The organism is Flavivirga abyssicola (assembly GCF_030540775.2).
Lineage (GTDB): Bacteria > Bacteroidota > Bacteroidia > Flavobacteriales > Flavobacteriaceae > Flavivirga > Flavivirga abyssicola.
This window is the reverse complement of record NZ_CP141266.1, coordinates 1361527-1375640: the sequence shown is the minus strand read 5'-3', so window position 1 is coordinate 1375640 and position 14114 is coordinate 1361527. Positions and strand designations below refer to the sequence as shown.

The 14114-nt window shown below is 32.1% G+C and carries 13 protein-coding genes; 3 read left to right on the top strand and 10 right to left on the bottom strand.

Going from position 1 to position 14114, the window contains the following annotated elements:
* Positions 1–772: 772 nt before the first annotated feature.
* The 5 genes from Q4Q34_RS05670 to Q4Q34_RS05650 form a co-directional block, all read right to left on the bottom strand.
* Positions 773–1006 (bottom strand): hypothetical protein, encoded by a 234-nt coding sequence (locus Q4Q34_RS05670; RefSeq protein WP_303318938.1) that lies wholly within the window; start codon positions 1004–1006, stop codon positions 773–775.
* Between the two features lie 156 nt (positions 1007–1162).
* A complete protein-coding gene (locus Q4Q34_RS05665) occupies positions 1163–2161 on the bottom strand; it encodes a cytochrome-c peroxidase (RefSeq protein WP_330444593.1) in 999 nt (332 codons plus the stop codon).
* Between the two features lie 67 nt (positions 2162–2228).
* Entirely contained in the window at positions 2229–2999 is a 771-nt protein-coding gene (locus Q4Q34_RS05660; RefSeq protein ID WP_303318936.1) for an MbnP family protein, read from the bottom strand.
* Positions 3000–3003: 4 nt separating this feature from the next.
* Positions 3004–4350: a hypothetical protein gene (locus Q4Q34_RS05655; protein ID WP_303318935.1), complete on the bottom strand. Its 1347-nt coding sequence runs from the start codon at positions 4348–4350 to the stop codon at positions 3004–3006.
* A gap of 12 nt (positions 4351–4362) precedes the next feature.
* Entirely contained in the window at positions 4363–5628 is a 1266-nt protein-coding gene (locus tag Q4Q34_RS05650) for a choice-of-anchor B family protein (RefSeq protein ID WP_303318934.1), read from the bottom strand.
* Positions 5629–5902: 274 nt separating this feature from the next.
* Between Q4Q34_RS05650 and thiL the strand changes: the two genes are divergently transcribed.
* Positions 5903–6949 carry a thiamine-phosphate kinase gene (gene thiL / locus Q4Q34_RS05645; protein ID WP_303318933.1) on the top strand — a complete coding sequence of 349 codons (1047 nt, stop codon included), beginning with the start codon at positions 5903–5905 and terminating at the stop codon, positions 6947–6949.
* Here thiL and Q4Q34_RS05640 read toward each other — a convergent pair.
* The 4 genes from Q4Q34_RS05640 to Q4Q34_RS05625 form a co-directional block, all read right to left on the bottom strand.
* Complete coding sequence (locus Q4Q34_RS05640; protein WP_330444592.1) at positions 6939–7277, bottom strand: hypothetical protein; 339 nt, start codon at positions 7275–7277, stop codon at positions 6939–6941. The genes thiL and Q4Q34_RS05640 overlap by 11 nt on opposite strands.
* A 72-nt stretch (positions 7278–7349) precedes the next feature.
* Entirely contained in the window at positions 7350–7619 is a 270-nt protein-coding gene (locus tag Q4Q34_RS05635) for a hypothetical protein (protein WP_135877696.1), read from the bottom strand.
* 57 nt (positions 7620–7676) lie between these two features.
* Positions 7677–8456 (bottom strand): alpha/beta fold hydrolase, encoded by a 780-nt coding sequence (locus Q4Q34_RS05630; protein WP_303318932.1) that lies wholly within the window; start codon positions 8454–8456, stop codon positions 7677–7679.
* Between the two features lie 14 nt (positions 8457–8470).
* On the bottom strand, positions 8471–9127 hold the full coding sequence (locus Q4Q34_RS05625) for a hypothetical protein (protein ID WP_303318931.1): 657 nt from the start codon (positions 9125–9127) through the stop codon (positions 8471–8473).
* A gap of 120 nt (positions 9128–9247) precedes the next feature.
* On the opposite strand from Q4Q34_RS05625, the gene Q4Q34_RS05620 reads away from it, so the two are divergent.
* Positions 9248–10570, top strand: a complete 1323-nt coding sequence (locus Q4Q34_RS05620; protein WP_303318930.1) for an aspartate kinase — start codon at positions 9248–9250, stop codon at positions 10568–10570.
* 61 nt (positions 10571–10631) lie between these two features.
* Here the strand turns inward: Q4Q34_RS05620 and Q4Q34_RS05615 are convergent, their stop codons facing one another.
* Positions 10632–11924, bottom strand: coding sequence for an aminopeptidase P family protein (locus Q4Q34_RS05615; protein WP_303318929.1), 1293 nt, complete (start codon positions 11922–11924; stop codon positions 10632–10634).
* Between the two features lie 160 nt (positions 11925–12084).
* On the opposite strand from Q4Q34_RS05615, the gene Q4Q34_RS05610 reads away from it, so the two are divergent.
* Positions 12085–13926, top strand: a complete 1842-nt coding sequence (locus Q4Q34_RS05610; protein ID WP_303318928.1) for a T9SS type A sorting domain-containing protein — start codon at positions 12085–12087, stop codon at positions 13924–13926.
* Positions 13927–14114: the final 188 nt, after the last annotated feature.

Below are 14114 nucleotides of genomic sequence, written 5' to 3'. Positions count from 1 at the left end.
CAGAAAACGGCTTAAGCCCGCTGCACGAAGTTTATAACTTCGAGCTATCATAAATAAAGAGAAGAAATCATCTCTACGAAGTATGTCATCGCTGTGCGAAATTGCAAACTTCGTACAACCTCAATGCTATTATTATATATATTTGTTAGAATAAATAGTCATGGATTACCATATAACCTAACATTATATTAGTATATGGGTTTATAGGTTTTTTTTATTAAAAAATAAAGAGCTTAAATGAAAGCTCTTTTATTGTGTTGTTTTAAGATTTTTAAAGGTAAATACGCTACACTATTCTTTTTATTTTTGTAACGGATAAAATATTTTGTTTTTGTTTTACCTTTATAATATCTCCATTTTTACCAAATTTAAAGTAGTTTTTACAACTCTTGCAAATCAATTGAGGTGCGTTTGTATTTGTTTTGTTTAAACGAAAATAATTATGTCCATAAGCAGAGCAAAATAGGGTTGAAGTTAAATTGGTTTTCATAGAGTTAGTAATTTTCTGTAAATTAAATTAAGTAAAATAATACAGATATGAAAGAAAAATTCTATTTTTTTAACAAATTATATCGGTTTTTGTGATGGTTTTTACTTTTAAAATCACTTTTTATCGATAAAGAGTGGTTTGAAGAGGAAAGTTTAAAAACCTTTAAATCTGCGTTATTTTGAACTGAAAACTACATATAAGAACTCAATGAGGTTTAAAATTTTAAGATTTTAAAAGAAAAGATAACAATATTTTAAATCAATTTTAGAATAAAATATGTTTTTATGATGAAGTTTTTGAAAGCCTAGACACTCTTCTTCTTTTTAGGTAATTAGGAAATTTACTCATGTCTTTATAAACTGATAGATTTATGATATTACCATTATTGGTTGATATGAAACGGTTATTGCAAGATTTGCATATTAATTCTGAGGTCTCATTATTTATTCTATCTACATGTAAATAGTTATGCCCAAATATGGAGCAAAACCTATCTATAGGCTTTTCGTAGGTCATTATGTGGGAAATTTAGGGGTGCAAAGATCATAAAAAATCTGTCAAAATAGGTTAAATAATTTTTTTTTCGATGAAAAACAAAGCCATGTTTCGACCTATGAATTAACATCTTGTTTTTTACTAATAATTGGCGTTATTAATTTTTCAATAAAATATTTACTGATTTGAAAAATCTGGATTATTTATAAATTCAAAATCAGATAGAGATAGTAAAAAGGCTTTTAAGTCTGCTTTATCCTGTGTTGATAGTTGTACACCGCCTTGTGCTACTTTTTTCATTAAAGGATCAATAGTTGATGAGTTTTGTAAACCTTCACTGTAATGATTAATAACATCGTCGAGTGTTGCGAATCTACCATCATGCATGTAGGGTGCTGTGAATGCTAGATTCCGTAATGAAGGAGATTTAAATTTACCATTATCTGCGGGATCACCGGTAATTTTACCTAAGCCTAAATCTGTAAAAGTAGCATCTAAACCATTGTTATGAAATATGTTATCCGTCCATAAGGGGTTTTTATCACTACCATGACAATGAAAGCAATCTCCCTTAGTTTCATCCATAAAAACATTAAACCCATTAAGCTCTTGAGGCGTTAAAGTCGCCTCGTTTAAAAGGTGTTTGTCAAATTTTGAATTCGAAGAAATTAAAGTGCGTTCAAATTGTGCAATGGCTTTGGTTACTAATGTCGAATCTATTGATGAGGTACCAAATGCTTGTTCAAATAAGTTAGGATACTCTAAATGTTGTTGTAGTTTTTGTTCTACCTCTACCCAGGTATTATGCATTTCTAAAGGATCAATTACAGGTTGAAAAGCTTGATGCTCTATACCAAACGATCTACCATCCCAAAAGAATTTCTCATCGTAATTCCAAGCTAAATTAAATAGAGGCATAGAGTTGCGATTACCAAGAAAACCATCTATACCATCACTAAATCGGTCTGCATCAGAAAATGCATGTTCTGGAGCATGGCAATCTGCACAAGCCTGCGTATTGTCTGCTGATAATATAGGGTCGAAAAATAATTTTTTACCTAAAGCGATCCCCTCAACGGTTTGTGGGTTGTTAGTGGGGATAACTGGAGCAAGTATGTTGTCTTGAAAAAACGGAGGGATTTCTAATGGACTTGGCGTTGGTACATATTCATTCACACTTTCATTTGAACATGATATACAAATGAAAAAAAATAAGATAAAATATGAAATCCATTTAAACATTTTATTGATTCACTGTGTTTAGACTAAATACATTTTGTCCGTTTTGAGACATCATTACCTGGGCGTTAAAATTGGGCATAAGCATATTGTTTAAAACATTCAAATTCCAGGTATTTGGATTTTTAAACCATTCGGCAATATTCATGTCGATTTCAAAAGTTGCATTATGCGTTATGGTAACTTCACCTAAATCAACTTCAAAAAAAGTATCTTGAAATACTTGAGTTGTACCTGAATTATCTACCGCTCTTATAGCATGATAGGCATAACCGGTTTCAGTAGTCGTATTATCAATAAATTTTCCTTCTAACTGCATATAATGATAACCACCACCAAGCATGGCTGGAACATTCCAGGTTGCTGAATTTAAATCGGGATAATTATTGTTATAGTTAGCATCATTATTAAAACCAAAAGTAAAAAGTACTTTGTTGTAAGTACCGGTTGGAATTGTTGTGACTGGTGTAAAAGAAAGGTTTGTATTATTAGTAACATCTACTAAATTATAACCGTCAAGAACAAATGTTTCTCCGTCTGATTTTTGAAATGTTATGTTTGAAATAAGATATCTTAGTTTTGTAATACTTAATTCCTCTCCATTTTCATTGGTATATTGAATGGTATTGAAATTAGAATTTGTAACAGTAGTTGTATCCCAATTATGGCTGAAGTTGAATGTGACATTTGCTTGAGAAACTTCATCGTCATTATCAGAGCCACACGATAATAATGTGATAAAACTGAAAACTAATATGGGGAGTATGTTTCGCATCTTCTTATTTTATTTTAAAAATTAGTAAATCTGTAAATCCTTTATTATTTGGAATATCGATGTTTGCACTATTTGATTCTCCAACAATAATAATACTTCCGTCGTTAATTTCTACAGCGTCATGAGCAAGATCAATGTCGGAACCTCCAACAGTTTTTTGCCATTTTAAATGTCCTTGGTCGTCAATTTTTACAATCCAGGCGTCATTCTGTCCATTGTTATTTGAAAGATTTCCGTTTGAACTTCTGGAGCTTCCGGAAATAATGAAGCCATTATCTTGGGTTTTAGAAACGGAGCGACCAACATCAAAATTACTGCCACCAAATGTTTTCTCCCAGATTAAGTTTCCAGTTGTAGATATTTTAATAACCCATAGATCGGCAGCACCATTATTACTTGAAATGTCTAAGTCTTCACTTCGAGTATCTCCAACAATAATGTAATTACCATCAGATGATTTTACTATGGATCTGGCTTCATCTGTTTGAGAACCTCCAAAGGATTTTTCCCAAATTAAATTACCTGTATCAGATATTTTAACAACCCAAAAATCGTATGATCCTTTGTTTCCTTTTATATCAACATCGTCACTGTCTGATGAACCTACAATAATATATCCGCTACCTTCTGTTTGAATAACATCGTAAGGAGTATCGGTGAACGTGCCCCCATAAAACTTACTCCATTGCTTTTCGCCAGAGGCATTTAATTTAATAGCCCAATAATCCCCACCTGCATGTCTTTTTGATGAAAAAGATTTGCTGTTTCCTTCTCCATTTGAGGCAGATACATCTAAAACACCAGTTAAGAGATAGCCGCCATCATTGGTTTGAATTATAGAAATACCATTGTCTGCTCCTGAAAAACCAAAAGATTTTTCCCAGGAAATAGATCCAGAAGCATCTAACTTAGAGATCCAAAAATCATTGAAACCATTATTTTCAGTGACATCACCATCATTACTTTTGCTATAACCTAAAATCGCAAATCCACCATCTGATGTTTGAATGATATCGCTACCACGATCATCATCACTGCCTCCATAAATTTTTTGCCATTGTAGTGTATTGTTTTGATCATATTTTAATAACCAATAATCAAAAGATTCATTCAATTTATTTGATACATCACCATCAGAACTCTGTACATATCCTAAGATAATATAACCGCCATCTGAAGTTTTAGTAATGGATTGTGCACTTTCATTTTTTGTACCTCCAACAGTTTTTACAAAATCTATTTCTTTTTTTATGTCATTAGGAGTTTCATTAGAAGCGTCATCATTATTAGAACAACTACAAAAGAAAGCAAAACCAATTGCTAAAAGAGTTTTTGTTTTTGAGAATTGCATGGCGATCTTTTATTAAGAGTCACTTTTTTTAATAACAAACAAGCCTCTTTCGATATCGCTTACAATAATATTGCCACTTGGTAAGTATGGATAGACATTCCATGCACCATTAAAACCTGTATTGTCACTTTCTGGATGTGTGTCGAAGAACCCTATTTCGGTCATAGTGCTACTTGCAATTTGCGAAATATCTATCATTCGTACTCCTGCACTATAACTTGCTTGATAAAATGTATTGCCTTTTACATAACCATTATGATCAATTGCCATTGAGGCTCCTAGATAATCCATGTGGTAAGCTGGGATATCTAAATCTGAGAAGTCAAAAACGATTGTACGTGTATTTGTGCCAATATCTCTTTCGTCGGTTTCATCGCCTAAAATAAAATAATTTAGGTCTTCTGTAAACCAACCTTGATGTGTATATCCAACATTGGAGTAGCTTATATCTGAAATCTTTATTGGGTTGGATTTATCGGTGACATCTGCAATAACCACTTCAATTTCATTACTTCCAATTAATATTTCACGTCCGGTATAATCTGTATCCGGACCGTTATATGTTATAACTTGAGCATCATGCGAATAACCGCCTTCTCCAAAACCGCCTTCGGATACCGGCGATGTTGGGTTTTGGATATTTATAAATAACGGACCTCCGGAAAATGTGCCGTTTCTATTTGTACCAACAATGTAAGCATATCCGCTAGCGTCATTTATTACCACATTATGTGCACTTCCAAATTCGGTAAAATGAGCATCGGGAGTAAATGTTTCTGGAGGATTAGCAACATTTCTTAAACGTGTTAAATCGAAAACTTGCATGCCATGATTTCCAGCATTATCTGCTACAATAAAGGCATGGTCTTTATAAACTTTCACATCTCTCCAGGAAGTACTTATTGTAGCGGTTGGGACATTCCCTAAATATATTGGATTATTTGTATCAGTTATATCAATAAAAGATACATTAGCATCTGTTGCCAGTAATGCATATTCTTTGTTGGTAGTTGTATCTACCCAGCCCCAGGAATCATTTCCTTCGGTAGCTCCAAAAGTATTTAATGGCATTTGCATCATTAAATCATAATCACTACATGGATAAACGCCAGCAAAACCATTTTCACATGCAACTGATGTGTTTGTTTCTGTAAGGTCTGTTTCATCTCCAAGAATAGGGACATTGTTATCTCTTTCACAAGATTGTGTGCATAGAAATAACAGGCAACTAAAAATAAATAGCTTAATAAAATAAGCACTTTTTTTTAAGTAGTTCATAGTTTGCAATTTTTTTAATTAATCTTTTTCGAAGTCTAGAATTTGTTAAAACCTCATAGCTTTTAAATTAAAACGAACTCTATAATAAACATATTGTTTACAAACATTTACATGCGTTATAATATGGTTACTTGTGTAAAGTAATAAAATTTAGTTTAATAAATAATAAAAGTGTTCTAGCTTATTGGTTTTTCGTGTTAAAATTAAATGTTAGTCGATTAATTTAATATTAAAGTTTATCCATTTATATACTTAAGCTTCTTATTTTTGCATTATGATAGAGGACAAAAATCAACAGAGAACTCAATTAAGTGATTTAGGAGAGTTTGGGCTTATAGATCATCTAACTAAGCATTTTAAAATTAATCATAAATCAACAGTAAAAAGTATTGGAGATGATGCTGCTGTTTTAGATTTTAAAGATAAAAAGATTGTTGTTACAACCGATTTGCTTGTAGAAGGTGTTCATTTCGATTTAAGTTATATGCCGTTAAAGCATTTAGGTTATAAGTCGGTTATTGTTAATTTGTCAGATGTCTTTGCAATGAATGCCAAAGCTACGCAAATTACAGTTTCTATAGCTGTCTCTAATAGGTTTCCGTTAGAAGCTCTTGAGGATTTATATGCTGGAATAGAAACAGCTGCTAAGATTTATAATATTGATGTTGTAGGAGGAGATACAACCTCTTCAACAACTGGATTGTTGATCTCGGTAACAGCTATTGGTGAAGTTGAAAATAATAATGAGGTATATAGAGAAGGTGCTAAGCCTAGTGATTTATTAGTAGTTACCGGAGATTTAGGAGCAGCTTACATGGGGTTGCAAGTCTTAGAGCGTGAAAAGGAAGTTTATAAAGTAAACCCTAATAGCCAGCCAGATTTAGAGGCTTACTCTTATATAATAGAACGTCAATTAAAGCCTGAAGCACGAAAGGATATTATTAAATTATTGAAAGACTTAGAGGTAAAACCATCTTCAATGATTGATATAAGTGATGGTTTGTCTTCCGAAATTATGCATTTATGTAAGCATAGTAAAGTAGGTTGTGATCTGTATGAAGAAAAAATTCCATTGGATCCTCAAGTAATTTCTACTTGTGAAGAGTTCAATATTGATAGTACAACAGTTGCTTTAAATGGCGGGGAAGATTACGAACTATTATTTACAATTTCTCAAGACGATTATTCTAAAATAAAAGCGAATCCGAATTTTACTGTAATTGGTTACATGAAGGAAGCGCAAGCTGGAATGCATTTAGTAACTCGGGCAGATACTAAAATACCTATTAAAGCGCAAGGTTGGAAAAATTTTAATGCTTAAATACTAATAAATTAGCAGGGTTTATAGTTGAAGGCTGATCATCACTTGATTTTACTTCGTGTGTAATAAGTATAGGTTCCATCAATTCATCATAATCTGCAGTTACGTATTGACTATTATCAATGGATCTCATATGTCGCTTCATATGAATACGCTCTAATACGTCGTTAATTTCTTTAAATTTAGGAGTAAGCTCTATTAAGTGACCACTTCCGTTGGTAGTGAGTTCTTTTTTGCAATTCTTGCAGGTGTACTCTTTTACATGGTAAGTAACATTTCTCGATACTCGGAAATCATGCCCGAATACCTTACAGTGAATGTTTTTCATTTAACGCTATTAGATTAATTAGTTAGAGCTTATTAAATTATTAAAAAACAATCAGACAGAAAAAACAATTTGTCAATAAATCGACGAAGCGAGTGTTTTCTTCTTTGAACGTTCCATTCGTGAAGCATGAATACGTTCTAAGATGGCATTTATCTCTTTAAATTTTGGCGTAAGTTCAATTAAACGCCCATTGCTATTTGTTGTTAATTGTTTTTTACAGTGAGAGCATGTATATTCCTTAACATGGTATGTAACTTTTTTAGTTACTTGATAATGATGGCCAAAAAGATTACAATACATTTTAGGAATAAAAGTAGGTTTGTTAGTAGTAGGTTTATTCATGGTAATAATTTTAGGAACAATAAATCTAAAATAAAAAATCAATAAAACGACAAAACGCTACATATTTTCGATGAAATGCACAATTGTGTATAAAAATTCGCTTTTATTTTCAATATGACTCATATGTCCATCAGGAAATTCTACTACTTTGACATTGGTGTTTTTTGTTTGAGAAATTAATGTATTATAATCTAACACAGGATCTTTCTTACTAATAATCAACATTTTTTTAAAGGGCGTAAAATGAAGCAATGCTTCCCTATCATTTCTAATTTTCATACCCTCAAGAGATGCGATTATTCCTTGCAAGGATGTTTTTAAGGCTTCTTTCTTCAGTAGCTTTATTTCTTCAGAAAAAATGGTTCTGTTTTTTGGCCTGAATAAATTAGAGATCGCCATTCTAATAAACATTTTGTGGTTTTGCTTAACAGCGATTATAGCTCGATCTCTATTTTTTTTCTTTTCAGGAGTATCTGCACTAGCTGTAGAATTCATTAGACATAACCCTTTTAATGCATCAGGATTTTTTTCTGCATAAGCGAGTGCCACATAGCCACCCATAGAGTGTCCAATAAAAGTAGAACGGCGAATTTTTAAATATTTTAAAACAGCCTGTACAACTTCGGCCATTAACTCCATAGTGTGAATGTAACCCAAACACTCGGTTTTTCCGTGACCTAATAAATCGATGCAAATGACTCTGTTCTTTTTTGATAATGTTGGAATAAAAGGATCCCACATCGAGACATTTTCTAAAAATCCATGAAGTAAGACAACGGCATTACCTTTTCCATTATCAGTATAAAAAACATTGATGCCTTTATATTGTAAATTCATTCAAATAAGAAATACTAAGATTTTACTTTTTTAATAGCAGCAAAGGCTTTGTCTACATATTCGTCTTCTACCAAAATTGTAAATTCATTCGTAGTTGAAATGACTTCGTAAAGAACAATGCCTTCCCAAGCCAAACGCTTAAAGAAATGATAATAAAGACCGGCAATTTTAGAATTGTCTTGAGGGAGGTTGACACTAATTGCAGATAACCCGTCTTGTATTGCTAAAAAGGTTTCGTTTTTTAATTGATCAATAATGAAATCTTTTAAGCTACTGGAAATTATAATATTACTTTCGTGAATGCCTCTTGTAAATGTGTAAAATAATTTGGATTCTTGATTTATCCTATCTAGAATTTTGGAATGATTATCAATAATAGTATCAGAATTTTTAACGGTAAAATCTGTTAAGTTAGAGCGTACGGTTATATCACCTAAATTCTGAATAACGCGTCTCATTTTTACAGAGTTGGTTAATGTTGTAGGTGGGTTATATCGTCTTAAAGCCATCATAATAGCACCAGGCTTAACATCTTTTTTAAGCATTTTGCTAATAGGTTCTGTTAATTCTATAGCTAAGGCGCTAAAGTTTATGATGTTTCTAGACAACGCCTCTTCCAAATAAGGTTGCGTTATTAAAATGTCTTCAACACAGTTAGATACGGTTTTCATTTGCTTATATCTATTATGTTTATGTTAATTATTTAACAATCTGTGTAAAAATAATCTTTTTTTTAAATAAATATAGTATTTGGATTAAGGAGTTTTAGTTTTACATTCAAATTAGTGTGAATGAAAGTTTTAAAATTTGGAGGTACTTCTGTTGGCTCCATAGAAAATATAAAAAACGTTAAAGATATTATTAACGATGGGCACAAGAAAATTGTTGTGCTTTCGGCTATGTCTGGCACTACAAATAAGTTAGTTGCGATTGCAAATAATATCTCAAACAAAGAACCAAATGAAGCTGTTGATAAAATTAACCAGCTACATGAAACTTATACTGTTACAATAGACACACTTTTAACTAATAAAGATTTAAATAAGGAAGTTAAAGATTACGTTTCTAGTGTTTTTAATTTTTTAGTTAATTGCACTTACAAGCCGTTTTCTATTGATTTAGAAAATAATATTGTGGCTCAAGGAGAACTGCTTTCAACTTATATGTTTAACTGCTTTTTACAACAAGAAGGCATAAGTTCTGCCTTACTGCCAGCTTTGAGCTTTATGCGAATTGACAAAGACAAAGAGCCAGATATAAGTTATATTAAAAAACACTTTGAGGTTGCTATACATGCTGCAGAGAATTCAGATATATATATCACGCAAGGATTTATTTGTTTGGATGATAAGGATGAAGTTTCAAATTTACAACGAGGCGGGAGCGATTATACGGCGACTATAATTGGCGCAGCAATTAAAGCAAAGGAAGTACAAATTTGGACAGATATAGATGGCATGCATAACAACGATCCTAGATACGTTGAAAACACCAAACCAATTTCTAATCTATCATTTGATGAGGCTGCTGAACTAGCTTACTTTGGAGCTAAAATATTACATCCGCAAACGGTTACTCCTGTTAGAGCAGATAACATTCCTGTACGCTTAAAAAACACGATGAACCCTGAAGCACATGGTACTTTAATTTCTAATATCACTTCAGAAAAAGGGATTAAAGCTATAGCTGCTAAAGATAATATCATAGCAATAAAAATTAAATCTGCAAGAATGTTGCAGGCTCATGGTTTCTTAAAAAAAGTATTCGAGATTTTCGAAACTTATAAGACCTCTATAGATATGATTACAACATCTGAAGTCGCTGTGTCTTTAACGATTGATGATGATAGAAACTTAGACAAAATCATTGAAGAATTAGAAAAAATTGCAACAATAGAAATTGATACAAACCAAAGTATTATTTGTTTAGTAGGTCATTCTGTTGTTAATCATCAAGAGACTTATAAGTTGTTCCAAATATTACAAGATGTAAAAATTAGAATGATTTCTTATGGAGGAAGTAAAAATAATATTTCTCTATTAGTTGATACAAAAGATAAAATTGATTCGCTGCAAAAACTAAACGATTATTTATTTGAATTAGTCACTCTTTAAATTACAAATTTTTAGTGTTGTTAGCAAAAAGGGTCGTTTAAAAAACGACCCTTTCTTCTTTTTATGAGTTCATTATATCTTCTATTTCGTCTGCTTCAATAGGAATATTTCTCATTAAATTAAATGGTTGTCCGTTTTCCTGAATAACCACATCATCTTCTAATCGTATTCCAAAACCTTCGTCTGGAATATAAATTCCAGGTTCTACAGTAAATACCATATTGGCTTGCATAGGTTCAGTTAAGATACCATAATCATGTGTGTCTAATCCCATATGGTGACTTGTACCATGCATGAAATATTTTTTATAAGCAGGCCACTCTGGGTTTTCGCTCTGTACATCGGCTTTATCCAGTAACCCTAACCCTAATAGTTCGTTAGTCATTATATTACCTACCTCTACATGGTATTCAGCCCAAATCGTTCCGGGAGTTAGCATTTTAGTTGCTTCATTTTTGACCCTATTTACAGCATTGTAAACCTCTTTTTGTCGTGGAGTGAATTTTCCAGAAACAGGTACGCTACGCGTCATATCGCTAGAATAATTAGCATATTCTGCACCAATATCCATTAGTATTAATTCACCTGCTTTACATTGTTGATTGTTTTCTATATAATGTAATACGTTAGCATTATTTCCAGAAGCAACAATAGGTGTGTAAGCAAATTTTTTAGAGCGGTTTCTTAAGAATTCATGCATAAATTCTGCTTCAATTTCATATTCCCAAACATCAGGTTTTACAAAATTTAAAATACGCCTAAATCCTTTTTCTGTAATATCACAGGCTTGTTGAATTAAATCTATTTCAATAGGATCTTTAATCGAGCGGAGTCTTTGTAAAATAGGATTGCTCTTAGCTACAGCGTGAGCGGGGTATTTTTCTTTTAACCATTTTGTAAAACGGCCTTCTCTAGTTTCGGTTTCTACATTGGCTCTATAGTGCTCATTGGTATTAATATAAACCGTGTCGCATTGTGTCATAATCTCAAACATGATTTTCTCCATGTCTTGTAACCAGTAAACCGTTTTAATACCACTAGTTTCGAAAGCTTTTTCTTTGGTTAATTTTTCGCCTTCCCAAATAGCAATATGTTCATTGGTTTCTTTTAAAAATAGAATCTCACGATGTTTCTCTTTAGGACAATCTGGAAATAGTATAAGAATACTTTCTTCCTGATCTACACCACTTAAATAAAAAATATCCCGATGTTGCTCAAAAGGCATGGTGCTATCCGCGCTTATTGGATAAATGTCATTTGAATTAAAAACAGCCAAACTTTTAGGCTTCATGTAAGAAGTGAAGTTTTTGCGATTCTTTATAAAGAGCTCATTATTAATTGGATGATATTTCATGTTAATAGTGTATTAAGTTTTCTAGATCTAGCAAAGCTAAATAAATCATTTAGATTATAATTCGTTATATTTGATAATCCCCTAAATATGTTTAATAAACCTAAAGTTAATTGCTTACGTATATTATCTTATAGTCTTAATAATACTTAAAAACTCTCAAATGAGAAAAATTGCTCAGCCCATATTCTTAATTATCATTCTCCTTTTTTGTTTAGTATTTCAGAATACTTTGTTTGCGCAAATAAGTTTACGAGAAATACCCTTAAAACAACAAGTTAAATCATCTAGTTTAATAATAGAAGGTAAGGTTGTCTCTCAAAAATCATTTTGGGACTTAAATAGTAGAAATATATATACATCTAATATTGTAGAAGTATATAAGATATTTAAAGGAAATGAAGTCGAATATATTGATGTGATCACTTTAGGAGGTGTGGTTGGGTTAACTGCTCAGATATCATCTCATAGTTTAAAATTAGGCATTAATAAGCGAGGTATTCTTATGCTTAATCCATCTAATAAATCAGGTGCTCTTAATAAAGGAACAAGTAAAAAATATGAGGCTTACAGTGGCATACAAGGGTTTTATGATTATGATATTATTTCTAATACCGCTAGCAATGTATTCAAATCGTATAAAGGGATATCTACATCTTTTCATGAAGAAATAGAAAATTTAAGTAAGCAAAAGGCTTTAGTGCTCAAGGAAGTAGAATTACTCAAAAATAGTAAAGATAATAGCTATAATAAATCTGCTTTAGCTGTGGCTATTACAAATATATCACCAAATTCAATCATAGCTGGAGAAAAAGCACCATTGTCTATTACAGGTTCAGGGTTTGGTGCCAATAAAGGAACGGTTAGTTTTGCTAACGCAGATGATGGAGGAGCAACTTTTATTGATGCTTTAGACAGTGAAGTGACTTGGAGTGATACATCGATAGTTGTTGAGGTTCCTGCTAATGCAGGAACAGGTCAGGTAAGAGTTATGCATGCTTCTGATGGAACTTCTGCAACATCTACGGTTTTGACTATTACTCATGCGGAACAAAATGTGGTCTCAGGGGGTAATTCATATCAAGTACAGCATGTTAACGATAATGGAAGTGGTGGATATACATGGGAGATGTTTACAGATTTTTTTAATAATACAGATGCTAGAGCTGCATTTGAAAATACCATAGATAAATGGCGGTGTGAAACAAATATTAATTGGACTGTAAGTGGAACAGCCACAACAGTTGATGTTATAGGAGTAGCTGATTTAGCAGCTCCATTTGATGGTGAGCTTGATGCAGATGGGACTAATGTAGTTCGATTTGATAATGGCTCAGAACTTGAAGATGGTGTTTTAGGTCGCTGCACTTCTTGGTATTCAGGTTGTACAACCGGAGGAACTCCAGATATTAATTGGTTTGTTAGTGAGCTAGATATTGTTTTTGATGATACAACCAATTGGTATTTTGGTAGTGGTTTACCTGACATTACTGAGTTCGATTTTGAAAGTGTTGCTTTACATGAACTTGGTCATGGACATCAATTAGGTCATGTTATTGATCTTACATTTGATGGTGATAATTTAGATGATGTTATGCATTTTGCTCTCTCTAATGGAGAACAACAACGGGTTTTTACATTGAATAATATAGCAGGGGCAAATAGTGTGCAAGATAGGAGTACAGTATTGGTGCCATGCGTAGGCACTTCTGTTATGACCAATTCATCAATATGCAATTTGAGTGTTGAAGAAAATGAATTAGAAAGAGGTGTTGTTTTATTTCCCAATCCTACAAAAGGGCAGTTTTTTATCAAAAATGAATCTTTTGTTAATTTAAATAAAGCAATCGTGTATGATATTAGTGGACGATTAATCTCCGAGGTTGATTTTTCTAATACCTCAAGAACAAAGACTATTAATCTAATAGGTGTTTCCAAAGGTATGTATTTTGTAGATATTCATTCTGATAGAGCTACGATTACCAAAAAAATTATTTTAGATTAACTTACCAAAACAGTTATAGTATAAAAACGTAGGCATGGTGTTTAATATTTTACACACATAGGGGAGGTTTTGTAATGCTAAGAATAATAAATATTACTTACCAAAAGGGACGTACCATATCCAAATTGAATCATAAAAAGAAGTTTTAGCGATAAATTAAGCTAATTTTAACTTAAAATCATTATAAA